Source organism: Paenibacillus vandeheii (assembly GCF_030433635.1).
Classification (GTDB): Bacteria; Bacillota; Bacilli; order Paenibacillales; family Paenibacillaceae; genus Paenibacillus; species Paenibacillus vandeheii.
Map to the genome: position 1 here is coordinate 22,719 of NZ_JAROCD010000001.1, position 25,681 is coordinate 48,399.

17 protein-coding genes are annotated in these 25,681 nt (G+C 47.1%); all 17 read left to right on the forward strand.

Annotated elements, in window-relative coordinates; translation table 11 throughout:
• The first annotated feature begins 59 nt into the window (after positions 1-59).
• The 17 genes from P5G61_RS00140 (at position 60) to P5G61_RS00220 (ending at position 25,620) form a co-directional block, all read left to right on the forward strand.
• On the forward strand, positions 60-1,874 hold the full coding sequence (locus P5G61_RS00140; RefSeq protein WP_301243170.1) for a cache domain-containing sensor histidine kinase: 1,815 nt from the start codon (positions 60-62) through the stop codon (positions 1,872-1,874).
• On the forward strand, positions 1,871-3,430 hold the full coding sequence (locus P5G61_RS00145; protein ID WP_301243172.1) for a response regulator transcription factor: 1,560 nt from the start codon (positions 1,871-1,873) through the stop codon (positions 3,428-3,430). Before P5G61_RS00140 ends, P5G61_RS00145 begins: the two co-directional genes overlap by 4 nt.
• Positions 3,431-3,715: 285 nt before the next feature.
• Complete coding sequence (locus tag P5G61_RS00150; protein ID WP_373456334.1) at positions 3,716-4,621, forward strand: ABC transporter permease; 906 nt, start codon at positions 3,716-3,718, stop codon at positions 4,619-4,621.
• Between the two features lie 24 nt (positions 4,622-4,645).
• Positions 4,646-5,602 (forward strand): carbohydrate ABC transporter permease, encoded by a 957-nt coding sequence (locus P5G61_RS00155; RefSeq protein ID WP_301243179.1) that lies wholly within the window; start codon positions 4,646-4,648, stop codon positions 5,600-5,602.
• Between the two features lie 57 nt (positions 5,603-5,659).
• Positions 5,660-7,159 carry an ABC transporter substrate-binding protein gene (locus P5G61_RS00160; RefSeq protein ID WP_301243181.1) on the forward strand — a complete coding sequence of 500 codons (1,500 nt, stop codon included), beginning with the start codon at positions 5,660-5,662 and terminating at the stop codon, positions 7,157-7,159.
• 98 nt (positions 7,160-7,257) lie between these two features.
• Positions 7,258-9,915: an endo-beta-N-acetylglucosaminidase gene (locus P5G61_RS00165; protein ID WP_301243183.1), complete on the forward strand. Its 2,658-nt coding sequence runs from the start codon at positions 7,258-7,260 to the stop codon at positions 9,913-9,915.
• Positions 9,916-10,238: 323 nt separating this feature from the next.
• Complete coding sequence (locus tag P5G61_RS00170; protein WP_301243185.1) at positions 10,239-11,246, forward strand: zinc-dependent alcohol dehydrogenase; 1,008 nt, start codon at positions 10,239-10,241, stop codon at positions 11,244-11,246.
• Positions 11,247-11,258: 12 nt separating this feature from the next.
• Entirely contained in the window at positions 11,259-12,086 is an 828-nt protein-coding gene (locus P5G61_RS00175; protein ID WP_301243187.1) for a sugar phosphate isomerase/epimerase family protein, read from the forward strand.
• Between the two features lie 51 nt (positions 12,087-12,137).
• Positions 12,138-13,001 carry an AraC family transcriptional regulator gene (locus P5G61_RS00180; protein ID WP_301243189.1) on the forward strand — a complete coding sequence of 288 codons (864 nt, stop codon included), beginning with the start codon at positions 12,138-12,140 and terminating at the stop codon, positions 12,999-13,001.
• 99 nt (positions 13,002-13,100) lie between these two features.
• Positions 13,101-13,532 (forward strand): RrF2 family transcriptional regulator, encoded by a 432-nt coding sequence (locus tag P5G61_RS00185; protein WP_301243191.1) that lies wholly within the window; start codon positions 13,101-13,103, stop codon positions 13,530-13,532.
• A 75-nt stretch (positions 13,533-13,607) separates the two neighbouring features.
• Positions 13,608-14,477, forward strand: a complete 870-nt coding sequence (locus P5G61_RS00190) for an aldo/keto reductase (protein WP_301243193.1) — start codon at positions 13,608-13,610, stop codon at positions 14,475-14,477.
• 219 nt (positions 14,478-14,696) lie between these two features.
• Positions 14,697-16,193 carry a dockerin type I domain-containing protein gene (locus P5G61_RS00195; RefSeq protein ID WP_301243195.1) on the forward strand — a complete coding sequence of 499 codons (1,497 nt, stop codon included), beginning with the start codon at positions 14,697-14,699 and terminating at the stop codon, positions 16,191-16,193.
• A gap of 69 nt (positions 16,194-16,262) precedes the next feature.
• Complete coding sequence (locus tag P5G61_RS00200) at positions 16,263-18,614, forward strand: S-layer homology domain-containing protein (RefSeq protein WP_301243197.1); 2,352 nt, start codon at positions 16,263-16,265, stop codon at positions 18,612-18,614.
• A gap of 234 nt (positions 18,615-18,848) precedes the next feature.
• A complete protein-coding gene (locus P5G61_RS00205; RefSeq protein ID WP_301243199.1) occupies positions 18,849-21,839 on the forward strand; it encodes a histidine kinase in 2,991 nt (996 codons plus the stop codon).
• Positions 21,840-21,862: 23 nt separating this feature from the next.
• Entirely contained in the window at positions 21,863-22,993 is a 1,131-nt protein-coding gene (locus P5G61_RS00210) for a response regulator (RefSeq protein ID WP_079350564.1), read from the forward strand.
• Between the two features lie 314 nt (positions 22,994-23,307).
• Positions 23,308-24,702: a stalk domain-containing protein gene (locus tag P5G61_RS00215; protein WP_301243203.1), complete on the forward strand. Its 1,395-nt coding sequence runs from the start codon at positions 23,308-23,310 to the stop codon at positions 24,700-24,702.
• Between the two features lie 54 nt (positions 24,703-24,756).
• Positions 24,757-25,620, forward strand: a complete 864-nt coding sequence (locus P5G61_RS00220) for a phosphate ABC transporter substrate-binding protein (RefSeq protein WP_301243204.1) — start codon at positions 24,757-24,759, stop codon at positions 25,618-25,620.
• The last annotated feature ends 61 nt before the right edge of the window (positions 25,621-25,681 follow it).

Genomic DNA, 25,681 nt, shown 5'->3' on the forward strand with positions numbered 1-25,681 from the left:
CACTGGGTTGGAAATGGGTCTGAGGAGGTGTTCAGGCGCGAATGTCCAGGATACGAACCATGTATAGAAATTACCTGAAGAAAAAAATGTTCAACAAAATTCTGTTGTTTTATTCCATGGTCATGGTCCTGTTATTCATCAGTGTCTCCGTGCTGGCCTACCGCTACTATGAGCAGCGGGTCGTACAGGAACAGATGGATGCCAGTCTGCAGGAACTGGATATTGTCAGTATCAATCTGAATCAGCAGTACGAACGACTGTATAACGCCGTGCAGCAGATTTATACCGACGCCATGATCGGTGACGATTTGAAGTATTTCCTGACTCATGAATATGAGGATTTTCTCAATTGGCGCTTGAATCAATATGCTTACAGCTACCGTACGGAGCGCGGGAATTTTGATTATCAATTGCGTCTGCTATTAAAGGATGAAGCCTCGATTGCAAATGTCGTGTTATACAGCACGGATCAGGATTTCTTCTATGTTCTCAATCGGGAGACCCAGCACTTTTATTATCAGCCCAAGCTATCAGCAGGGCATAAGGACTGGTTCCAGCGGCTGCGAAGTGCACCGTGGCAGTACATGGGCAGCGAACCGCTTTTCGAAGGGAAAATGGATGATGACCCTACCCCATACAGCTACGCCAATGTGCTCAAGGACTCCGTGACATTGAAGCAGTATGGTGCAATTATGTTTGAACTGAATACAGATCGGATCAAAGGGCTGCTGCGAGACAGGCTCGACGGCAAAGACAACAGGATCATGCTGATGACCGGGGAAGGTCAGGTGATTTTCGATTCGCAGGGCAAGTATGATAACACCGTCTACCCTTATTGGGGGCAGATGAATTTACCGGAGGATTGGGTGAATCTGGAGGAACGATCCAAGGTGCAGCTGCTGAATATCGGGAATACAGGAATGGTCGTGGCTGCTATTATTCCGGAGTCGCACATTAAACAGAGCCTTCAAGCGATTCGTCTCAGTCTTATCGGGATTGTTATCCTGTGCATCATTGTTAGTTTTGCGGTAACGTTCACCATCATCCGCCGATATTCCAAAAAAATTCACAGGCTTGTCCTTTACATGCGGCGCTGGCAGGAGGGGGATCTGAGTAAGCGGATTGAGATGGAGGGTGAAGATGAATTACAGCAGATTTCGCAGAGATTTAACCATATGTGTGATCGGCTGGAGTCTTACATAGAGACGGTATATGTGTCGGAGATCAAGCAAAAGAATGCGCAGCTCGTGGCTTTGCAAGCCCAGATCAATCCGCATTTTCTGTACAACACGTTGGAAAGCATCCGTATGAAAGCCATCAGCATGGGAGCCAGGGATGTTGGACAGATGATTTATATTCTTGCCACGATGTTCCGGCATTTGATCAAAAAGCAGACGCATGTAACCTTGGCGGAGGAAATCGAGCTGTGCGGCATGTACCTGGCTTTAGTTCAGTACAGGTATGAGGACAAGTTGGAAGTGGAGACTCATATAGAAAATGCAGCGGCGGGGAGCATGATCGTCAAGTTGTTAATCCAGCCAATCATTGAAAATTACATTGTGCATGGTTTTCGTACGAATGATGATGATAACCGGATTACCATTACCGCCGCAGAAGCAGATGGTGTGATCCGTATTCGTGTAAAGGATAACGGAAAAGGGATCTCTGCGGAGAGGTTGCTTGAACTGCAAGACGCGCTGCACACGGGCGATGAAACTACTGAGACATCCGATCAATCTTTGGGTCTTAAGAATGTCCACGACCGCATACGTCTGAATTATGGCAGTGATTATGGTCTTCACCTGAACAGTGTGGAGGGCGAAGGATGTGAGGTGACGATCAGTATACCAGTCACAAGGGAGGAAGCAGGATGAGAAGTGTAATGTTGGTCGATGATGAGCCGCTCATTGTAAAAGGAATGCAAGCCATCATTGATTGGGATCAGAATAATATGCAGATTGCGGGTACGGCTTGTAATGGGTTGGAAGCGCTAGCAATGATGGACGAGGGGCCTGTCGATCTGATTATTACGGATATCATGATGCCGCAAATGACCGGACTTGAGCTGATCCGGGAGATCAAAGAGCGCAATCCGTATACCAAATTCATTATTTTGAGCGGTTACGAAGAATTCAAATATGTGCGGGAAGGCATCTCGCTGGGGGTAGAGAACTACCTGCTCAAGCCAGTCAATATGGACGAATTGGAAGCAACCATCAAGCATATGCAGCGCGACTGGGAGCAGGAGGAAATCCGCCAGATTCAGATGGATCAGAGCTGGAGGATTCTGCGCAACAATATTTTGCAGCGGTGGGCGAACGAGACCATTGACGCCAAAGAATTTAGGGAGCGTGCACAGCTGCTGGAGATTCCCATGAACAAGTCCAGTTATTGTGCAGCCGCTCTGCGGATTGTAGGGGATGACGAAGGGAATGATCCGCAGATACACCTTGCAGGAATCGCTGAGAAGTGCGAGCTGCTCGGAAATCAAGGCCTTCCGGATGGCTGCTGGGTAATCTGCTTTCCCGATCAGGAAGGAGATATCATGGTGCTGTTCGTTTCAGCCCGTACGGAAGATCGTGATGAATGGCAACTTCAGGCACTCAGCAGGATGAAGCAAGCGGTCGCCGAGGACACAGGTGCACGTGCATGGGGGATCATCGGCCACTCGGAGTCGACCTATCTGGGTTTTCCGAAGAGCTGCAAGTCTGTAAAGCTGTGGCTTCAGAATCATTTGTTTATGGATGGTGATACCTTCATCATGCAAGTGGAGAGCGAAGAAGACGCCAATCCGCATCAGGAGAAGCCTGGGCCAGCAATGGAGCAGTTCCACAAGCTGCTGCGGGATGGGGAAAGTACAGAGGTGGACCGATTCATCGACGAATTCTTTATGGTTGAGGGTAAGGAACGCTGCTTCCCGAGAACGCCGTTCTTCAATTCTGCCATCCAGCTGATGCTGGCTGCCAAGGAATTGGAGAAAACACCTGACTACGGGGAAATCTTCGGACCCCTGTCCAGAATTCATACGCTCAGCAAATTGAAGCAACTGGTGAGAAAAAACGTTCATCGTACGCTGAATACATATCACACCACCGAGAAAACGTTCAGCCCGCATATCATGGCTGTGCTGGAGGTAGTGAAGAATCACTATCAAGATGAGCTTTCACTAAAGACGCTCAGTCAGCGGCTGGAGCTCCATCCGAACTACCTCGGCCAATTATTTCAGCAAGAGGTCGGCACCACCTTTTCCGATTATGTGAACCAGTACCGAATTGAGCGCGCCACTCATTTGCTGTTATATTCGGACAAAAAGACAGCTGAAATCGCGGGCGAGGTAGGTTACTGGGACTCCACTTATTTTTACAGACAGTTCAAGAAATATGCGGGTGTTTCTCCCACGGAGCTGCGCTCCATCTACATGAAAAAATAAGCCGGGCTTGCCGGCTGAGTGAAGACACACCCCGTGCGGGTGTGTTTTTTTGCTATGGAATGAATGCACGATCTTTAATTAATCCATCAATTTATTGGGTTTTTCAACTATCCCAAAATTGGTAGCGCTTGCATAATGGAGGAAGGAGTGAACGAGGAATCCAAAGCACCAAGAGGGCTTAGGTCTACCAGTGTTGGTCATAGGGGATTAATACTGGGTGCAGCTAAGCGACAGTGAATGCGATTATAAGGAGGGACAGCCGTGCTGGGCATCTTCAAAAGTCTGATGAAGAACAAGGCGTTTCTTCTGCTGGTACTGCCGGGAGCAGCGTGGTTTATCATTTTTGCCTATTTGCCAATGTTCGGAACGATTATTGCTTTTAAGGACTTCCGGATTCATCCGGGCGGATTTCTTGAAAGCGTTCTAAAAAGCGATTGGGTCGGGTTCAAGAACTTTGAGTTTCTGTTCTCAACCAGTGACGCCTATATCATCACACGTAATACCATTCTGTATAACCTGGGTCTCATCTTTCTCGGATTGGTGCTCGCAGTGACGCTTGCGATCATTATGAACGAACTGCTGAATAAACGGCTGGCGAAGATCTACCAGACCGCGATGTTTATGCCTTATTTCTTGTCCTGGGTTATTATCAGTTATTTCGTCTTTTCGTTTCTGAGTGTGGAAAAGGGTGTGTTCAACCAGATCATTACCTATTTCGGTGGAGATCCGGTCAGTTGGTACAGTGAGACAGGGTATTGGCCGTATTTTCTCATTCTGCTCGGCCTGTGGAAAGGTGCAGGTTATGGCAGCGTAGTCTATCTGGCAGCAATCGCGGGTATCGACCGCTCTTATTATGAGGCAGCGATGATCGATGGCGCCACCAAGTGGAAACAGATCCGGTACATTACGCTGCCGCTGCTCAGGCCGCTGATGATCATTCTGACCATTCTGGCGATTGGCGGCATCTTCCGTTCTGACTTTGGACTGTTCTATCAGGTTCCACGGGATTCCGGTGCGTTGTATCCGGTCACCAATGTCATCGACACGTTTGTATACCGCGGCCTAACCATTATGGGCGATACGGGAATGAGTACGGCTACAGGATTGTATCAATCGGTTGTTGGTTTGATTCTTGTCCTGCTGGCTAATTATGCTGTGCGTAAAATTGAAAAGGATTATGCCGTATTCTAGGCTGCGGCAAGGGAGGTGCTATCCATGAGTAACTTAAGCGAACCGATAAAGCGGGCATCTGCCCCTGGGAAGAGGAGCAGAAAGACACCAAAAGATCTGAATGCCATTTCACCGTTATCCAACGTGATTTTTAATATAGCGATCGGTCTGTTTGCCTTATCTTGTATCTTTCCATTTCTGTTCATCATCATCATCTCATTTACGGATGAGAAGACGCTGGCGATCAATGGATTTAAATTAATCCCTGAAGTCTGGACGCTGGATGCCTACCGATTCCTTATGGAATCCGGGCAGCAGATGGCCCAATCGTTTGGGGTTACCTTAACGGTGACGGTTGTCGGAACCGCGCTGACACTGTATTTGGTCACTACGTATGCGTATGCCATCTCGCGCAAAAATTTTGCACAGCGTCGGTTTTTCAGCTTTTTGGCCTTCTTCACCATGCTGTTTTCCGGCGGTCTCGTTCCCAGTTACATTGTGGTTACGCAGGTGCTGCACTTGCGGGATTCGATATGGGCGCTGATCCTGCCGTCGATCATGAACGCTTTTTACATTATCGTTATGCGTACATTTTTCACGACCACCGTGCCGGATGCGGTTATTGAGTCGGCCAAAATCGACGGAGCTACTGAATTCGGTATCTATACGCGCATCGTACTGCCGATTTCGTTACCGGGCATTGCGACTATCGGATTGTTCAGTACGTTAGGATTCTGGAATGACTGGTTCAATGCGCTGCTTTATATCGACAATGCGAAATTGATTCCGCTCCAGACATTGTTGATTCGAATACAGAACAATATGGATTTTGTTGTGCAAAACAGCAGCCGGGTCGTGTCCTACGACATTGCCTCGACACTGCCAACGGAGACCGTCCGCATGGCGATGGTTGTCTTGGCTACACTGCCGGTTGCACTGGCGTATCCGTTTTTCCAAAAGTATTTTATACAGGGTTTGACCATTGGTTCGGTCAAAGAATAAGTCTGGTTGTGCCTGCCCCAAAGGGCAGTAACAATAACATTAATAAGGGGGATACACATGAAGACAAGAAAAATCGCTCTGCTCATGGCTGCTTTAATGCTTGCTTTTGCTACGATGCTTGCAGGCTGCGGTGGCAGTAATACCAATGATACTAGCGGGAATACGGCATCCGGGGGAGAGTCCGGCGATAAGGACCCGGTGAAGCTCAAGGTATATCTAATCGGTGGTCCACAGCGCGACCTGCCCATTGTACAGGATGAGATGAACAAATACTTAATGGAGAAAATAAATACAACCGTCGACATCACGATGATTGACTGGGGCGATTATTCCAAGCGGATGCCGGTTATTACCGCTTCGGGCGAAAATTATGATATCGCTTTCACCTCTTCGTGGGCTTATGACTATCTGCCAAATGCTACTAGAGGAGCATTCCTGCCAATCAATGATCTGTTGGATAAGCATGGTCAAGGCATTAAAGAGCAGCTTGATCCACGCTTCCTTACAGGCTCACAGATCGGTGGTCAAAACTATGCCGTGCCAGTTAACAAAGAGCTGGCTTCCCAATGGGTATGGCGCTTCAACAAGCAGTACGTGGATAAATACAACATGGACATCACCAAGATTCGTACATTAGAGGATCTGGAGCCTTACCTGAAGCAAATCAAAGACAATGAGCCGGCCGACATCACTCCGCTGGCTGTTCCAAAGGGCTTTAAGCCTTATCTGGCATTCGACTTCCTGCTGGGTGACGAATTCCCGGTGGGCATCAACATGAACGGTGACACCAGTAAATACGTTAATGTGCTGGAATCCGAAGAGCTGAAGAGCTCCCTGAAAACCATCCGCAAATACTATCAGGCTGGTTATCTGCGCAAGGATGTAGCGACATTGGAAGGCATCGATAACATCAAGACGGGTAAATGGTTTGTTGACCGTGAACAGACTCAGCCTTACGCCGAACTGGGATGGTCCAGAAGCGCGGGCTATGACATCGTGACTACACCGATGCAGGATCCGGTTATTTTCACCGGCTCGGCAACAGGCGCTATGCATGCGATTTCGGCAAACTCCAAAAACCCGGAACGGGCCATGATGTTCCTGAACTTGCTGAATACCGATCCATATCTGCGTAACCTGATCAACTACGGCATTGAAGGTACACATTACAAAAAGATTTCGGATAATGTCATTGAGGATCTGCCAGCGATGAAGGACGGATTCCAGATGCCTGGCTTTGCCTTGGGTAACCTGTTCCTGACTTACATGCACAAGGAAGATCCAGCCGATAAATGGGAAGCGTTCAAAGAGTTCAACAATTCCGCGAAGGTTGCTCCAAGCTTTGGTTTCAACTTCAATCCGGACCCGGTGAAGACGGAAGTGGCTTCCATCTCCGCCATCGTGAAGGAATTCTACCCATCCATCATGACGGGTGCGGTTGACCCGGATGAGCATCTGCCGAAAGCAATCGAGAAGTTGAAAGCGGCAGGTTTGGATAAAGTGATTGCAGAAGCGCAAAAGCAATACGATGAATGGCAAGCTGCAAATCCAAAATAAGCCTGAATTATAAAGTAGACATGGAAACGTCTGTCCGGTTTGACGGGCGTTTCTTTTTACCCTGATTGGATTGCCAAAATTGGATTGGAGGGTATGGCATGAAAAAGCTTGGTGCTAGTCTCATATTGGTCATAATGGTATGCGCTGCTCTTTCCTCAGCGGCCTTGGCGAAGCAACCTTATTCATCGTATTGGTTGCCGGAGCAATTGCTCCAATGGAATCCGGTTTCCGACCCGGATGCGGCCTTCAACCGGAGCGCTGTTCCGCTCAAGAGCCGTTTCACGGGGGACGGTGTTAACCCGAATGCAACGAAAGATGCGAAAGTAATGGCGTTGTCTGCGCTGAATCAGGGAACCAGCGGCGTTCCATCGCAAGGATCGGATACATTCTCTGCGAATACGTTCTCTTACTGGCAGTATGTCGACAAGCTCGTATATTGGGGCGGTTCGGCGGGAGAAGGCATTATTGTGCCGCCAAGCGCTGATACGATTGATGCGGCACACCGGAACGGAGTGCCAATCATGGGCACGGTGTTCTTCCCGCCATCCGTGTACGGTGGCAAATATGAGTGGGTGAAGCAAATGCTTCAGCAAAACAGCGACGGTTCCTTCCCGGCGGCAGATAAACTAATCGAGGTCGCTGAGTACTACGGTTTTGACGGCTGGTTTATCAACCAGGAAACCGAGGGTGGAACAGCCGCAGACGCACAGTTGATGAAGGCATTCCTCCGTTATCTTCAGGACCATAAACCCGCGGGAATGGAGATCATCTGGTATGATTCCATGACGAGGGAAGGCAATATTTCCTGGCAGAATGCGCTGACGGACCGGAACGCGATGTTCCTTCAGGATAACGGGAACAAGGTATCAGACAGCATGTTCCTGAACTTTTGGTGGAATGACCTTGGCAGTTCTGCGGCCAAAGCCAAAAGCCTGGGCAGATCACCATTCGAACTGTTCGCAGGCATCGATGTAGAAGCTAAAGGGTACGATACCAGTCTGAAATGGAATTCGCTGTTTCCTGAGGGGAAACCGGCTGTGACTTCGCTCGGCATTTACCGACCTGATTGGGCGTTCAACAGCGCGGACAGTATGACTGATTTCTTTGCTCGTGAGAATAAATTCTGGGTAGGACAGAACGGCAACCCGGCCAATACGGCGACAAGCCAGGCTTGGAAAGGGATTGCGAACAATGTGGTTGAATCTTCGCCGATAGATCAGCTGCCATTCACCACCAGCTTCAATACGGGCAGTGGCGAGAAATTTTATGTGGATGGCACGCAGGTGCGGGAGAACGGATGGAATAACCGCAGTTTGCAGGATGTGCTTCCGACATGGCGCTGGTTAGCAGAGAGTAAGGGCACGGCGCTCAAGCCTTCTCTCGATTGGTCGGATGCCTACTATGGCGGCAGTTCCCTGAAGGTAGCGGGTGCATTAAGCCCAACGAATGCAACCCACCTGAAGCTGTACAAAACAGATCTCAAGATTGAGCCGGGTACGGAGCTTTCAATTACGTACAAGACGCAGAGCAAGCCGGGCATGAAGGTTGGCCTTGCTTTTGCAGACCATCCGGACCAGTTCGTCTTTCTGGATGTGAAGAACGAGAAGGCGCCCGACTGGACGACGGACACCCTCAATCTGACGCCTTATCAAGGAAAGCAGATTGCGGCATTGTCTTTGTATTTTGACAGTACAGAAACCGTATCGGATTATAACATCCATATTGGGCAGCTCTCCATCCACACGAACGGTAACCCATCGAACCCTCTTGAGGCCGTTCAAGCATTAAACGTCACCCAATCCGATTTCCGTGGGGGCATTTACGGCGATGCCAGGTTGCAATGGGACGCGTTGAACGAGGAAGTTCAACAATATGAGATTTACCGCGTGATGCCCGACGGCAAAGAGACTTGGATTGGTGCAACCGCCAATAACGTCTTCTATGTGCCTGAGATGAAGAGAATCAATGCGGAACAGGCAACTGTACTGAAAGTCGTGGCAGTGAATGCAAAATATGAGCCCGGCCAGGCTGCCAGCGTGACCATCCAGTGGCCAGCGTATCCGAAGCCGGAAGCAAAATTCAAAGCCGATGCAACACTTATTACACCCGGTCAGCAAGTGCATTTCACCGATCTTTCATCCGAGGTGACAGAAGGCTGGTCGTGGACTTTTGAGAATGGCAGTCCGGCTGTCAGCACGGAGCAAAATCCAGTGGTAACGTATGACAAGGAAGGCACGTACCGTGTGACACTTACAGCTACCAACAGCTCGGGGCAGGATACGGTGACGAAGCAAGCTTTGATCACCGTCAGCAAGGGCGCTTCCGGGGTCAAGAATGTCGCACTTGGCAAAACGGCGACTGCGGACCATGCCTGCGGACCTGCTGAAGGTGCGGGAAAGGCGATTGACGGCAAGGTGACAGGCAACAGCAAGTGGTGCGCACTGGGTAATCAGCAGCATTGGCTGCAGGTTGATCTTGGCAAAGAACATCAGATCAGCGGTTTTGTCATCAAACACGCGGAGAGTGGTGGGGAGTGGTCCGGTTTTAATACGAGCGACTATTCCATCCAGGTCAGTGCTGATGGCGTGAACTGGTCCGATGTAGTTCAAGTACAGGGGAACACGGCAGCCGAAACATCGGACGCGATTGCGCTGGTTAAGGCTCGTTATGTCAAGCTGAATGTGCTGAAACCAACACAGGGCGGCGATACGGCAGCCCGAATCTATGAGTTTGAGGTTCGAGGGTTGCAGCCGTAGTTGCAGTTAAGAAGTAATGAATGAAGCTGCGATATTAGCAAAAAAGGAACCATGCCACCAACACCGTTTCAATGACGGCTGGATATGATGAAGCAGTCAATCGTCTAGCGGGAGTACGGCACCGCATCACACCACGGCTGAATATGACTGAATTTGAGGCTCACAGATCATTGGATCTTGTGAGTCTTTTTACGTTTAAGCTGGATTCACTTGCAAAGGTTCTAAAATCGTTGTTTTAGATAAAAAATCGGTTTTGCAATCAAAGACATGGCTAATGAAAAGTCTTATATTGTAGTTAAAATGATAAGAAGGGAGTGAGAGTGATGAAGAATAGAAAGATCATGTTTACTCGTCCGATGCAAGTGGAGACGGTAGAGGAGGACTTTATTTTGCCAGCCCTAGGGGAGAAGGAAGTATTGGTAAAATTGATCTATTCCCTCATCAGTCCAGGAACGGAGCTGGCGATGTTATCGGGAAAAGAAGAGTGGGCCAAGCTTCCCGTATGTCCGGGGTATGCGAGTGTAAGTGAAGTGATCGAGGTGGGGCAAGGTGTACACCATGTTCAGCCTGGGGACGCTGTGTTCCATTATGGTCAACATGCTGAATATCAAGTGGTATCCACAGAGCACGTTTTCATCAAGGTACCTGAAAAGCTGGATTTGAAGTGGGTTCCCTTCACCCGCATGGCAACCGTGGCGTTCACCTCGGTTCGTGTATCCAATATTGAACTTGGGGATGTTGTCGGCGTGACGGGGCTCGGATTAGTAGGGAATTTGGCTGCTCAATTGGCGCGCCTGCAAGGTGCAACCTTGATTGGTGTGGACCTGTCACCGGAACGAATCCGAACAGCTCAGACATGTGGGGTTGACTATACGCTTCATGGCGGAGAAGATAAAGTAAAAGACAAGATACACGCCATCACCAATGGAACAGGTGTCTCCACTCACATTGAGGCGACGGGTGTGCCGAGTGTAAGTGTTCAAAGTCTGGAGTGGATCGCAAAGCTGGGAGAGATTATTTTCCTGGGCAGTCCACGAGGCGAATATAACACGGATGTCACCGATATATTGAACTATTGCCACCTGTATGGACGAGGGTGCATTACGTTTAAGGGGGCACATGAATGGCGCTTCCCGGTGGAGCCGAACGAATTCGTGAAGCATTCCCTGGTGAGAAATTCGAACATTGTATTTGAACTGATGTTAAAGAACAAGCTGCATATCGAACCGTTGATCAGTCATGTGATGAAGCCGGAACAAGCGCAAGAAGCCTACGAGGGCTTGAGAATGAATAAAGACCAGTATAACGGTGTACTGTTTGACTGGTCCTAGGAGGAGATTGGAATGATTAGAGGGTTAACAAGAGCAGGCTTGGGGAACATCGAGTCCAATGAACAATATATTACGAATGCTGCAAAATACGGATTTCAGTCTGTAGATTTGAATCCGCTCTCATTAATTCAAGAGGTGGGTCAGGAACAGGCCAAACATCTGTTGGAAAGCAATCAGGTGATCATCGGTTCATCCGATCTGACCGTAGACTGGAGAACCACAGATGAACAATTCCGCGAAGGACTTCAATCTCTGGTTCAAATGGCAGAAGCCGCTGCTTCGTTGAACTGTTACAGCTGCTGTACCTATATTTTACCTTCCACGGATCAGCCAGCAGCATCGTTTATGGCTGCAGCTACCAGACGACTGAGACTGTGTGCAGATATTCTGGACGCCTATGGAATTCGACTGGGATTGGAGTTTGTTGGTTGCCATCATCTGCGAACCCAATGGAAGAATCCATTTATTTGGAGTGTGGAGGATACGCTGGACTGGATCGAAACGATCCATGCTCCCAATGTAGGTTTGTTGGTGGATTCCTACCATTGGCATACGAACGGTTTAGCGATTGAAGAAGTACTGAATCTAAAGAAGGAACAAGTTGTTCATGTCCATATTAATGATGCCTATGATCTGCCAATCGAAGAATTGCTGGATTATGAGCGTTTATACCCTGGAGAGGGAGTAATAGATCTGCCGGGGTTCTTGAAGAACCTGAAGGCGATTGGTTACACAGGCGTCGTATCTCAAGAGGTGCTGGCACCAACGCCAACCCTCGATTCAAGTGAATTGTTTGCAAAGTCCAAAGCAGGCTTCGATAGGGTGTTTGCCAAAATATAAACCGGATCATTGAGAAGGCAGTTGGGGGGATCACATGTGTATGAGCCATGGATGAATAGCATTTCGCCATTCGTAAGGGCGGCGAGAATGACGGAATCATTTTCTTTGGCAGGGGAATGGATAGACCACGATCACGTATATACATACATTGAACAAGGGGAAGCGGAGTTCTTCTTGAGTGGTGTGAAATACCTGGTCCAAGAAGGCGATCTTGTGCTGATGCATCCATTCATGTCTCATATCATTCGGTCCACCTCCACGGAGCCATTGATTCAGTATATTTTTCATTTTGATCTGTATTATGAGGAAGAGCGAAGTTTATTGAAGAACACGAGTGCTACTCATAGTGAAAGACCCGATATGGCCGATAGGGAAATGAAGCTGGCTTCCATACGGCCCATCTCTCATTTGCAGCTAGCCGATCGAATCGAATGGAAAAAGAGATTTGCGCTTATGCATAAGGAGTTTCAGGAGCAGCGGGGAGGATCTTCGTTAATCACGAAATCCATATGTTTGGAGTTGCTGCATCTGTTTTTCAAAAATCAATCCGAAGATCAGGACCAAGAGGGGAACATGACCAAGGGGTGGGCATTCATCGAAAAGTCGATTCGTTACATTCATGAATGCTACGCCGACCCTCAATTAAATAATGTTGCTATCAGTAGACATGTCGGTGTATCGACGAACCATTTATCGCATTTGTTCAAAAGCAAGCTGGGGATTACCCTTCACAAATATGTGACACATATCAGAATAGAGCAGTCCCAGAAAAGAATTATAGAAGGAACACATAATTTAACCCGGATAGCCGAGGAGGTTGGCTTTTCGAGTATTCATCTGTTCAGTCGGTCTTTCAAGGCTGCTGTAGGCATCACGCCAAGTAGATATGCAGCGATGAAATCGAGGGTAGAGTGAAGTCAGTAAAGTTAAGGGATGGAGATCGCAGTGTAGTTGCTAACTAAACATAAAAGATATATAGTATATTCAGAAAAGAAATAGTAAGGATGAATCAAAGTGGCATATTCTACAGCCTTATCACAGGGAATCTCTATTCTTCTCTACGTTCACTCCTATACCGAGAAGAACTGTTACAATTATCTATCGACCAAAGTGATATCGGAGCAGCTAAATATTCCGGTTCCTACAACGGTTAAAGTCATTCGAAACCTGAATAACGCCAAACTGACGATGGCCAAAGAAGGTGCCAAGGGCGGCATACTGCTTGCTCAGCCTTTATCGGAAATCACGATGTTGGATGTATTCCTGGCAGTTGAACCCGGCAAAGACTTGTTTAAAATTCATACCGATGTAAAGCTTCAGGGACAAGACGTGGACGACGTGAAACGAAAGGTCATTCATCATCTTGAAGGTGCGGAGATCGCAATGCACAATTATTTAAAAGAAATACGGTTAACCGATCTGTTCTATGAAGAGAAAAAGGGTTAACCTCTTTTTTTGGATTTAACTAGATATAATATATATCAAGTATATTACGATTTATTTTTGGGAGGAGCAGTCAAAATGAATTTGCATACCAAAGTGGTTGAAACCAGAAACGGGGTTCCCATTCCTCAACTGGGGTTTGGAGTTTACAAAATAACGAAAGAAGCAGAATTTACAACAGCGATTCGCGAGGCCATTCAGGTCGGGTACCGACATTTTGATACTGCCCGAATCTATGGGAATGAGAAAGCGCTGGGGGCAGAGATCCGGCATAGCCAGATCCCGCGCGAGCAATTCTTCATCACGTCGAAAGTCTGGAATACGGATCATGGCTATGAAGCGACCAAGAAAGCTTTTAGAGAAACGATAAACAAACTGGGTGTGGATTACCTTGACATGTACTTAATCCATTTTGCCTCGCCCAAGTATATCGAAACGTGGAAAGCGATGGAGGAATTATACGAGGAAGGCAAGATCAAAGTCATTGGCGTTGCGAACTTTGAAATTCAGCATCTGGAAGAGTTAAAGAAGTATGCAAAAATCTTGCCGATGATCAACCAGATTGAGACGCACCCGGAGTTTCCGCAGAACGAATTACGAGCCTATATGGACAAACGTCAGATTTTGCATGAGGCGTGGGGTCCGTTGGGGCAGGGGAACAAGGTATTGTTGCAGCATCCTGTATTGAAGGAAATCGCTGATCATCACCATAAGACGGTGGCTCAAGTGATTTTGCGTTGGCATCTGGAACGGGGCGTCATCCTGATTCCCAAATCATCCAATCCAAAGCGGATCAGGGAGAATAGTGAAATCTTTGATTTTGAGCTGTCTGCAGAGGAAATGGAGAAGATCAGCGGTCTGAACTCGGGCAAAAGGTATTCAATCCATCCGACAGGTTATATTGTGAATCCGATTTTTAATACCTTGATGAAACTTTTTATTCGGTAGAACGAAGCGATCCGTTGCATCATTAGCATATCTAATTTTATATGAATGAAACATTTGCGATAGGAATGATCGGGTGCATCCGTCAATTCCTTCGTTTTTTTTTGAGGAAAAAAGGGCTTCCCCTCCGTATTCTATTGGTTCTGAGGTTTTCAGTGATTGTTAAGAGCTGCTATGTATATTGAAACAGTACGTCATCAGAAAGGTTAAGGAGGAGAACATTTGAGTCTATACATTGGAAGGGGTACAAGAGTGAAGTTTATACGGTGGACTATAATTGCGCTTGTCATAACATTACTCACAAGCGTGGGTTTTCCAGCTTCATCGGTATTGGCTGCAACAGATCCCGTTTCATTAAGTCGACCTACCGATATTGAGTTCTACACGGCGGCTAGTGGTGAAACAGAGATGCTAATTGCAGACAGCGGGAATAATCGGGTTATTCGGGCAACACCAGAAGGCGAAGTATTATCTACGATGGATGTCAATAATGTAACGGCGGTAACGATGGGTAACGATGGATTAATCTACGCAGCCCAATCAGGGGCATCCTTACAGATCCATATTTTTAACCCGGATGGCACAGTAAACGCAACACCTATCGACTTGAACAATAAATATTGGATGAACTTTGGTCAAGGCGTGGATCAAAGGTATATTCGAAATGTCATCAGATTTAAACAGTACAACAAAGAAGCTATAGGTGTAACCTATAGTGAGATCAGCATGGTGAATGATGCTATACAGAAAAAAACTAAATTTTCCTATAATTACCTGGACAACTCAGGAAGTGGAAGTAGGATAAATTTGGATGAATATTCCAGTGTAATCTCCGGTAATAACGAGGTAGGACAAAATACTTGGTATACCCATAGTAATGGAGTCTTTATCTACCCTTTGGTTAGTATACAGAATTCAACAGACAAGCTTGCAGATCTGACACTGGATGTAGTAAACAAACGTTTATACGTTGTGAGCGAGAATCAGATTATGCGCACAGGCTATGAAGGCTTCGAATATCCTAATGCTCCTGTCCTGAGTACGTGGGTGAGTGGAAACGAGGCATATCCCATTGATCTCAGTAATCAGATTGCTTTTGAACCAGAAGGTGAATTGTATATGGCTGATACAGCGAGAGACCGGATCGTTGTGTTCAGCGCAGATGGAACCTCAGCCCGTATTTTGGGCCTCAGCCAAGATAATACGCCTAAGCCGGCTGTGGGCGCATTTTCCAAAACGGTTAAACAAGGGCTACCAGTAACCTTTACATCCACCGATTTTGAAAGTAATTATGCCGATCCAGAGGAGCGGCCTATGACGGATATTCGCATCGCCTCCCTGCCTGACAGCGGTAAATTACAACTGAATGGTACAGACGTTGTGAAGAATCAGGTTATTCCTGTCGCAGAGTTGAACACATTGGCCTTCGTTCCTTCTTCGGCTTTTACAGGGATCAAGACAACGTTCGGCTGGCAGGCCAAGAATGGAGCTGTATTTTCGGATAGCGTGGAGGTAACGATCATGCTGCGTATTAAAGGGGATGCGAATGGAGACGGTGTGATTACACCTGCAGATGCCTTATTAGTGAATAAATATATCAAAGGTTTGATCACGTTAACACCGAGTCAGATTGAAGCGTTGGACATGAATGATGATGGTGTACTGGATGCCAAAGATTCAGCCCTGATTATGGGCGTTTTCTTGGGGATTAATTCATAAAATTAGAAGGGAGTGACTATCTTGCCAAACCATAAGGGGCATTTAATTTCTGTAAAATCCAAACGGTCCATGAAGACGCTTCTGACTATGCTGCTCACGGTTTCCATGATCTTTTCGTGGCTTCCTCAGGCACAGGCCAGTGTAGATCCTGTCATTCATATCGGAGAAGTATCCGGTAAACCAGGAGACATCGTCGAAGTACCTGTATCCTATGATTCAAAAGGCTCAGAATTTTCTTTTTATCACTCAGAATTGTCCTTTGCCTATGATTCGGCTGTGCTTGAACTCGTGGAAGGGGACGAGGTTGTAAACCGCCAAGCCTATGAACATTATCAGGGAGTCAGCCTAACTGAAGATACGTCTGCTCCAGGGAATATTTCAGTGGTAATGACGACGCAAAATTTCATTCAGGAATCCACGGCGCTGTATTCCCTTCATTTTAAAATTAAAGAGAGTGCGGTTATCGGTTCAAGCTCAGTAACTCTTCATGCGGGCGCACTGGTGAAGGAATTTGATCCGTTTCAGGTGACTGGAGAAGCCGGGCAAGTTACTGTGCTGGCAGATGAGAAGCCGGTTGGGAATGTTATTGTCTACATCGGATCAGAAGAAGGAAAAGCAGGTGACAAGGTAACGCTAACGGTCGAAACGGTGACGCTTAACCAACCGATTGGCTCTTACGGGGTACGCATGAAGTTCAATCCTGCAGCCTTGCAAGTTACTGATGTTACAGGCAATCCGGGAATACGACATCATGCGAATAATGAGACAGGATCGCTTATCGTGGGCTGGAGTGATGCAAATGGAGGGCTGAGTCCTATCCCGGCGGCGTCCGAGACCTACCAGACGTTGTTCAAAATTGAATTCACGATTACCTCCAATGCTGTTGCAGGCGAGTATCCGGTGGAGTTCGTCAATGAGACGCTACTCGAAAACTTCACCGTGACGGATACGGATGGGATTGAAATGAAGAAACAGGCAATATCAGGCGATATCACGGTCGTTGGTGAGCCAACAACACCAACAACACCAACAACACCAACAACACCATCCAATCCGGGTTCGTCCAGTTCAGGAAGTTCATCCGGTGGTTCGTCAACACCATCCACGCATGCAAGCACTTCCGAGAAAATTACAGTAAATGTGACTAATGAACGGAATGCGAATGCTATTGTTTCAGCAACAATCATCGAAAGAACAACAGGGGCAGATGGACGCAAAAAAGACGAGGTGAATCTGACGGCTGAGCAGACTTCTCGTGCAATTGAAAGCCTGAAGAAGGCCGGTTCGAATATTGCCCGGATCATGATTCCGGATGAGAAGGACGAGGTATCCGAACTGAACGTGAAGCTTCCAGCCAAGTCTACTTCACTGATGGCTGATGAGAAGATGAATCTGTATATTGAAACGGATAATGCTTCCCTGCAACTTCCGGCGAATTCTTTACAGGGACTTGTCTCGGATATTTTCTTCCATCTTGTGCCGATCAAGGATGCTGCAGGACGTGAAGTGGTGGAGCAGCGTATCCAGAAAGATCCATTAATCGTCAAACAGTCAACCAATACCGCCGATTTCCGCTTGGTAGGTCGTCCAATGACGATTGAGACGAATATGAGCAGTCGTCCAGTGACGGTTGTGCTGCCAATCAGAGATAAGAACCTGACGCAGAAGGAACTGGACAAGCTGCAAGTATTTATTGAACATAGCGATGGAACGAAGGAACTCGTTAAGGGTAAAATCGTTAAGTTTAATGGAACAGATCAACCCGGAATTGAGTTTGAAGTCACCAAGTTCAGCACATTTTCCATTATTTTGATGAACGCAGGTCAGTCATCAGCCTACATTCAAGGTTATGCGGATGGCACGTTCAGACCGAATCAGGCGGTTCAGCGTGCTGAAATGGCTGCCTTATTGTCTCGGATACTGCCGCCCCGCAGCGACGAGGCTGCGCTCAATACATCATATCGGGACATGCCGGTTGCTGAATGGGCACGCGAAGCGATTAAAAAGGCGACTGCGGCAGGATATATGCGAGGCAATGATGCCGGAGATTTTATGCCAGGGCGTTCCATTACACGAGCCGAGATGGCTGTCATTATTGAGCGAATTTTGAAAACTCAGGAATTAGCTGCGGATGTAAACGCAGAAGCAACTGCAGCAACAACGGCTGTGCCAAACGAAGCTACTGATCTTACACAGCACTGGGCTCGCGAAGCAGTTCAGCGTGTATTGGCAGCAGGCATCATGAGTGTGTCGCAAGACGGAGCATTTCGTCCGAACGATGCTGTGACACGAGCAGAGGCCGTTACATTGCTGAATCGTCTGGTTCATATCGAACCTGATCTGTCCGGTACATCCAGATGGAAGGATGTATCTGTAAATCACTGGGCATACGGCGCAATTCAGGCTGCATCCCAAAATTAGATGTTTAGTGCTGATGATGCTTGTTCTTATCCTGAGCTGGGACGAGCGTGATCAGATGAAATCCAGGAGGCATCTGCGGATGCCTTTTTTTCATCGTTATATTGTAGCCTTGAAAAAGAATGGACAGCGTCAAGCGTGAGTGCGAGAATAACGCTATATTGAGAGGTAGCTGCTACGGAAGAAGGAGAGATGACTGTCATCAGAAAGGATCGGTTTTTGTTAGGGGTTGGACTAATGACAATGCTGCTTGCACTCGTGGTTGTGTTGCAGATTACGGGTGGACGAGAGACGCCTGATGCCAAGCAGGGGACTCTGGAGCTGGCAGATTTCTCATGGACTAGCCATACTATTATTCCACTGGATGGAGAATGGGAATTCTATCCTGAGCAGTTGCTCTCACCACAGCAGATTCATCTAATGCGTATTAAGCCCATTATGATGCAAGTGCCTGGTAATTGGGATGAGGTTGTGATCAATCAAGGCTATCCAATGAGCGGGAAGGGGTATGGAACCTATCGCCTGATTGTGCGGAATGTCCCTCAGGGAGAGCAGCTGGCAATTGCCAAACGGTATGTTCGCTTCGCGGATACGATGTATCTGGATGGTCAGCTGATGAGTCGATCAGGGCTTCCCGGCACGTCTGCGGCATCCTATAAACCGCGCAATGAGCCATATACGATTTATTTTCATACGGAACAAGCTGAGCTCGAAATTGTGTTACAGGTAGCTAATTTTGATTTTCGCAGCGGTGGCATCTACAACTCGATTGAACTGGGGTATGCCAGTCAGATTGAAAGAAGAACGATGATTCAGTCTGGACTGGAGCTGTTCATCATGGGGATTGTAGTCATCTTTGGTTTGCTGTTTTTTTATCTCTATCTTCGTCTGCATCGTGATCGCATTCAGTTGCTTTACGCGCTATTCTTCTTGGGTTTTGCCGTCATTGTGGTAACGAATGGGGAGCGTCTATTATTACAGCTTGCGCCGGGAATTCCCTTTGAGTTGGCCTTTAAAATGAAATATGCAGCGGTATATGGTGTATCCGTCGTTGTTAGCATGATTACATGGAAACTTGCCCCTGCACTGGGGCAAACGATCAGAAGATGGCTTCAGCTGCCAAGTGTTTTGCTTGCTCTATACGTCGTCCTGATCGTGGTATCCCCATTTCGAGTGTATTCCTCCATTCAGGAAGGCATGTATATCGTTAACCTGTTGTCTTATGTCTTATCATTTGCTGTCATCCTGCATCACTATGTTATGAAGAAATATGAGAGCAAGAGTCGTTCGCAGTTACAACTGCTCATCATATGTATCTGGCTTATGCTTGTAAACAACGTTCTTGGCATCCTCGTAACGTGGTATCCGGTGAGTCAGATTCTACTGAATTGTACAACATTAGTTATTTTGAGTGTCTTCGCCGTGCTCCTGATCTATCAATATGTTCGAGCTTATGATGCGATGCAGCAGCTTACGAAGCAGCTCCAATTATCGGACAAGGTAAAGGATGAGTTTTTACTTTTGACATCGCATGAGCTGAACTCGCCGCTTCATAGCATCATTCATTTGTCCCGTTCTCTTCTCGGAACGTCGTTGAGACGTACGAATGAGATGGAAATTCGAGGCAAGCTTCAGCTCATACGCAATACGGCATACCGGATGTCCAATCTTGTAAATGATCTGATTGATATGTCCCGATTTAGAGACGGAAATATGAAGATTGCGGTAGGCAATGTTGATCTGGTGTCCTGCCTTTCTTTGGTCACGGAGGTGCTCGGGTTTCTGGCTACTGGAAAAGGAATCGTTATGGTACGCAGGCTGGAGCCTGAGGCCCGCTATGTCATTGCAGACGAGAGCCGTCTACTGCAAGTGCTGTACAACCTTGTCTATCACATGATTGGTCAGCATAGTCACAGGGAGCTGGTATTTGAGTGCGAGCGGCATCAAGAGAGAGTGCGGATTATACTTCGTTTTGAGGCACGTACAGAGCAAATTGCCCGATTTGGGACAGAAGAATCCCCTAATTTAGAGAGTATGCACAACGGTTCAGCAGGCTTGTCTGTTGCAGCAGAGATTGTCAGCATTATGGGGGGCCGGCTTAGCGTCAATGATGAATCAGAATCAATTCAGATCGAGCTTCCATCCGCAGCAGATGCTGACATGGGGAACGTCATAGAGACTGCAGTATCTCAGGAGAAGCACGGAAAGGATTTATCGGGATTGCCGTCCGGCAACGTTTCAGCAGCCATATTGATTGCAACAACCGATCTTGTGGACATGGAGCACCTGAATACATTACTTTCTACAGAAGGTTTTCAAGTGAGTTTTGCGGACTCTGACATGGAGGTGCAATCGCTACTTGCAAGCGGTAAGCTGCCAGATCTCGTTATTGTAGATGCGATGCTGCCTTCGGTTACCGGTTATGAGGTGTGTAAGCAGATTCGGCTGGAATTCAGCCAGGTGGACCTGCCGGTTCTGTTTATCAATATGCGCAGTACACCAGCGGATATTGAGGCATGCATTAAGGCAGGAGGCAACGATTTTATTACACGCCCGCTGGATGCGGGTGAGATTCTGGTCCGAGTACATACCTTGCTCGGTATGAAACGGTTAGTGAAGGAAGCGGCGAACAACGAAATGGCGTTTCTTCGTTCACAGATCAAACCGCATTTTCTGTATAACGCCTTGGGTACGATTATGTCATTATGCTTCACAGACGGGCCTAGAGCGGGAGAGCTGTTAGGCAGCTTCAGTCGTTATTTGCGAATTCTTTTTCATCTGGATAACTCGGAGGAATTAATTCCGCTCAGCAAGGAGATGGAGTTGATTCAGGCCTACGTAGAGATCGAGCAGGAGCGCTTCGGTTCACGTCTTCAGGTTGAATTGAATGTGGACAGATTACTGTATTCCTGTAAAGTGATGCCACTCCTCATCGAGCCACTGGTGGAGAATGCTATCCGGCATGGGGTGTCGAAGAAGATTGATGGAGGCACGGTTCGGCTATTCATTCAAAAATGTGAAAATCAAGTTCAAGTGGTGGTTGAGGATGATGGAGTTGGCATGTCTCCTGAGCAAGTGGAAAGTATCCTGGACAGAAGCCATACCGAGCAGGGAATTGGTTTGCAAAATGTGCAGAGGCGACTGAAACACCTGAACGGACAAGCACCTGTGATCCAGAGTGAGCAAGGTCACGGGACGAAGATAACGATTGAATTTCCATACCAATAAATGATGTAAAGGGGGAACTTGCATTGATCCAAGCGTATTTGGTGGATGACGAGCCGCATGCTTTAAATATGCTGGAAATGTTCCTTGCTCGAACAGGTAAAGTACACGTCGCAGGGCGTGCGGCTAATGGCTTCGATGCGCTTGCTGCACTTGGGGACATCCGGCCGGATATCTGGTTTTTGGATATTGAGATGCCAGGAATGAGCGGATTGGAGTTAGCGGCGAACATACACGATGTGGAACCGGATGCCGTGATCGTGTTCACGACCGCTTATGATCAGTATGCTGTGGCCGCTTTTGAACATGAAGCACTGGATTATTTGCTCAAACCGATCGAGATGGACCGCTTGTCACGGACCATTGAGCGATGGACGAAGGAGAAGAGCAGATCCATGGATCCCGTTGTCGTCAATTCCGATAGTACGGATAAGTTGTTTGTCCAATTGCTCGGAACCTTCCACGTTGCAATCACAAACGGAAAGACGCTGATGTGGCGAACAGCCAAAGAGAAGGAGCTTTTTGCGTATTTGCTGCTGAATAACCCTGCGACAAGTGCGGTTCACCGTGATCGTATTATCGAAAAGTTATGGCCTAATGAACCTTATGAGAAAGCTAAAATTTATTTGCATACCTGTGTGAGCTTGTTACGAAAAAACTTGCGGAACGTTGGTATTGAACATTTGTTGAGATATAAAAGTGAGCACTATATCCTGGATAAGGAACGGATCAGAGCAGACGTATATGATTTTCTGGACGTTTCGTTCAGGATGGAGCAAGAAGTAGATATGCCGATATCGCTAATCGAGCAAACCTTACATTTGTATCAGGAGGAACTGTTACCGCAGGAGGATTATCCATGGGTATTGGAGCTAAGTCATCGGCTGGAGCAATTTTCCTTGGAGCTTAAGTTGAAGCTTTCCGAGAAATATCTGAATTCCAATAACGGCAGAAAAGCAGCAGAGGCAGCAGAACGTGCAATCAGCCAATCACCATACGAAGAAGAAGCCTACCGTCGTGCCATGCAGGCATACTTGTACATGGGCAAACATGATCATGTGCTCCGAATCTATCGCAATCTTAAAGAAAGATTGACCGAGCTTAATATTCAGCCCTCTCTTGTCACGAGACAATTATATGAACAAATTGAGGTCTGAAGAATCAACATTTTCTGTAATACTGCAGCCGCATATTAACACAAAAAACGAGTCGTGGGTCGTATTCCAGCGACTCTTTTTTGTGTGTTATGAAAACATTGACAATTCGTTAACAATTCCAGGATTTCCCGTTTACAAATCTCTCCTATAATTACAATCGTGATAGGTAATTTTTACTATGAACGTGGAAGTTTGGGGGGATGGGCCGGACAAGCTCTCATAAAGACGATACATGCATTGAATACCAGACAGCAGGGCACGACAAAACAAGTCAAATTAAATGGAATAGAGAAGGGTGACAAGAGATAATGTCAATGAAAAAGGCGTTAGTAGTGTCCATGGTAGCCACAGTGTTAGGAACTTCTGTGGTTAGTGCTGTATCGGCTGCTCCTGCAGTCAAACCTGCGGCTAGTGCAGCCCAGGTACAAAATTCCACGCTTACAATAAACGGTAGCAGTATCATCGTCCGTTCCATCGTTAAAAATGGCGAGACTCTCGTGTCACTTCGTGATGTGATCAAAGCCATTGGCGCGCAAGCAGAAGTAAATAGTGGAACGACAGTGATCAAGTTGAATGATCACACCGTAACACTGCAAAACAAAAGCAAACAAATCGTTGTAGATGGCGCCAAAGTAAATTTGAATCAACCAGTTACCATTATTGGTGGTACAAGTTACGTTGCACTTCGTCCACTGGTGTCGGGCGTTGGCGGTACGATCGTTAAACGAAACGGACTGCTTGAAATCAGCACGGTATCTTTGCTCGAAGAAGTCGAGAATCCACGTTTTGCCGGAGCGGACAAGTTGATTGTTTCCAAGAGCAACAACGATGGCAGAACGGATTATCTCGTGAATACGACAAGCGGTAAATACGATCTGTTGTTAACCACAGACGGAGGATCAGATCTCGTCATTTCTCCGAGCGGTGATCAAGCGGCTTATACAAATGCGGAAGGAGCCGTATACGTCCTTGATCTGAAGACCAAGTCTTCCAAACTGATCACGAGCGACAACAGCATTAAGCCGGAACTGGTATGGTCTGCTGACGGGAATGCAATCTATTTCCTGCAAGGGGATAAAGGTTCCGTCATTGCCAAGCTGAATTTGGCCGATGGCGCGATTACGAAAGTGGTCGAAGACAAGGTGGACTATAAGGAAAACCTGAATGTTTCTGCTGATGGCAAGAAATTCATCTATACGGTAACGACACTTGGTACAGTAACTTCGGATACAACCAATGTAGATGAAGACAATGTCTCCATTGATTTTTCATCCAATCAACAGCAAATATTTTCGTATAACACAGATAGTTCGAAACCAGAGGCTGTGAAACTTACAACATCAACCGATGATAAGGTGTTTGTATGGTCTGCTGACGGACAAAAAGCCTACTACGTGAGTGTACCTTCCGAAGACGGTAAAGCATCGTTGTTATCCGTGGATGCAACTCAGAAGGCCACTCCAGTGTATGCCGAGTACGATGTAGAGCAAGCGATTCTGTCGGGTGGCATCTTGTATGTACTTGCGGCCCAGGATGACAGCAATAGCGTGATCCTTTCGATTGACCCGGTAACTGGCAAACAAACCAAGCTGTATACCGTATCTTCCGACGTATCCTCCATTTCCGTTGCCGGATCGCAAATCTCTGTGGTGGAGAACGGCCGAGTTCTGGTACAAGCTGGTGGCAGCTGGAGAGCTGTTACGAAGTAATTTTTGACATGAAGTAACATTAAAGCTTTTTAATTCGAGAGGAGTTTAATTAACATGAAAAAATGGATCAAACCCTTCACAGCAATGCTTATGGCTGTTTCTCTAATTGGTGGACTTGGTGGCGCAACAACGGCATCTGCTGCCAAGAGCACAGAGAAAGGCAAAATTGTCATTAACGGTTCCTCAGCGCTGCTTCCGCTCACGCTTCAGGCTGCGAGTGAATTCAAAAAAGATAATCCAAAAGTCAAAATCTCCGCTTCCGCGGCAGGTTCCATCACAGGTCCTCAGTCCGTTCGTAAAGGGATCGCGGACATTGGCGCTGTAGACTGGGATGCATCCAAAGATGTACCTGGCTTCAAGAAATTTGATGGCTTGGTAGCCAATCCGGTAGCTGTAACAGTGTTCACGGCTGTCGTGAATAGCAATGTGGGTGTAAGCAATCTGACAACCAAACAACTGCAGGACATCTTCTCTGGCAAAGTGACAAACTGGAAGGAAGTCGGCGGATCGGATGCCAACATCGTTGTGGTTAACCGTAAGTTTGGTTCCGGCACACGAGTTAACTTCCAACAAAAAGCACTGGATGGTAAGGACTTCATGAGCAAAGGAGATCACTATAAAGAAGTTGGTTCCAGCGGTGATATGAAAACCACGATTGAAACGACACCTAATGCGATTGGTTATATTGACCTTCCTTATGTAACTAGCAAAATGAAGGCTGTATCAATCAATGGTGTAGCACCAACTGAGAAAAACGTCCTGAACAAAACATATAAAGTATGGGGCATTGGATATTACATGACCAAAGGTCAACCTACGGGAGCAACCAAAGCGTTCATCGAGTATATCCAAAGCAGCAAGTTCCAGAACGGTTCCCTGAAAAAGCTGAAATTCATTCCGCTTGCTGCCGTTAAATAACAAGGCTGCGAACGTTCGCCATTTGTGTATTTCATAAGGAAAGGGATAGCCAGCTTCTGCG

Bases quoted from the DNA above. Each gene is read 5' to 3' on its own strand.
- P5G61_RS00140 (WP_301243170.1), top strand. From the start codon at position 60: ATGTATAGAAATTACCTGAAGAAAAAAATGTTCAACAAAATTCTGTTG.
- P5G61_RS00145 (WP_301243172.1), top strand. From the start codon at position 1,871: ATGAGAAGTGTAATGTTGGTCGATGATGAGCCGCTCATTGTAAAAGGA.
- P5G61_RS00150 (WP_373456334.1), top strand. From the start codon at position 3,716: ATGAAGAACAAGGCGTTTCTTCTGCTGGTACTGCCGGGAGCAGCGTGG.
- P5G61_RS00155 (WP_301243179.1), top strand. From the start codon at position 4,646: ATGAGTAACTTAAGCGAACCGATAAAGCGGGCATCTGCCCCTGGGAAG.
- P5G61_RS00160 (WP_301243181.1), top strand. From the start codon at position 5,660: ATGAAGACAAGAAAAATCGCTCTGCTCATGGCTGCTTTAATGCTTGCT.
- P5G61_RS00165 (WP_301243183.1), top strand. From the start codon at position 7,258: ATGAAAAAGCTTGGTGCTAGTCTCATATTGGTCATAATGGTATGCGCT.
- P5G61_RS00170 (WP_301243185.1), top strand. From the start codon at position 10,239: ATGAAGAATAGAAAGATCATGTTTACTCGTCCGATGCAAGTGGAGACG.
- P5G61_RS00175 (WP_301243187.1), top strand. From the start codon at position 11,259: ATGATTAGAGGGTTAACAAGAGCAGGCTTGGGGAACATCGAGTCCAAT.
- P5G61_RS00180 (WP_301243189.1), top strand. From the start codon at position 12,138: ATGAATAGCATTTCGCCATTCGTAAGGGCGGCGAGAATGACGGAATCA.
- P5G61_RS00190 (WP_301243193.1), top strand. From the start codon at position 13,608: ATGAATTTGCATACCAAAGTGGTTGAAACCAGAAACGGGGTTCCCATT.
- P5G61_RS00200 (WP_301243197.1), top strand. From the start codon at position 16,263: ATGAAGACGCTTCTGACTATGCTGCTCACGGTTTCCATGATCTTTTCG.
- P5G61_RS00205 (WP_301243199.1), top strand. From the start codon at position 18,849: ATGACAATGCTGCTTGCACTCGTGGTTGTGTTGCAGATTACGGGTGGA.
- P5G61_RS00215 (WP_301243203.1), top strand. From the start codon at position 23,308: ATGAAAAAGGCGTTAGTAGTGTCCATGGTAGCCACAGTGTTAGGAACT.
- P5G61_RS00220 (WP_301243204.1), top strand. From the start codon at position 24,757: ATGAAAAAATGGATCAAACCCTTCACAGCAATGCTTATGGCTGTTTCT.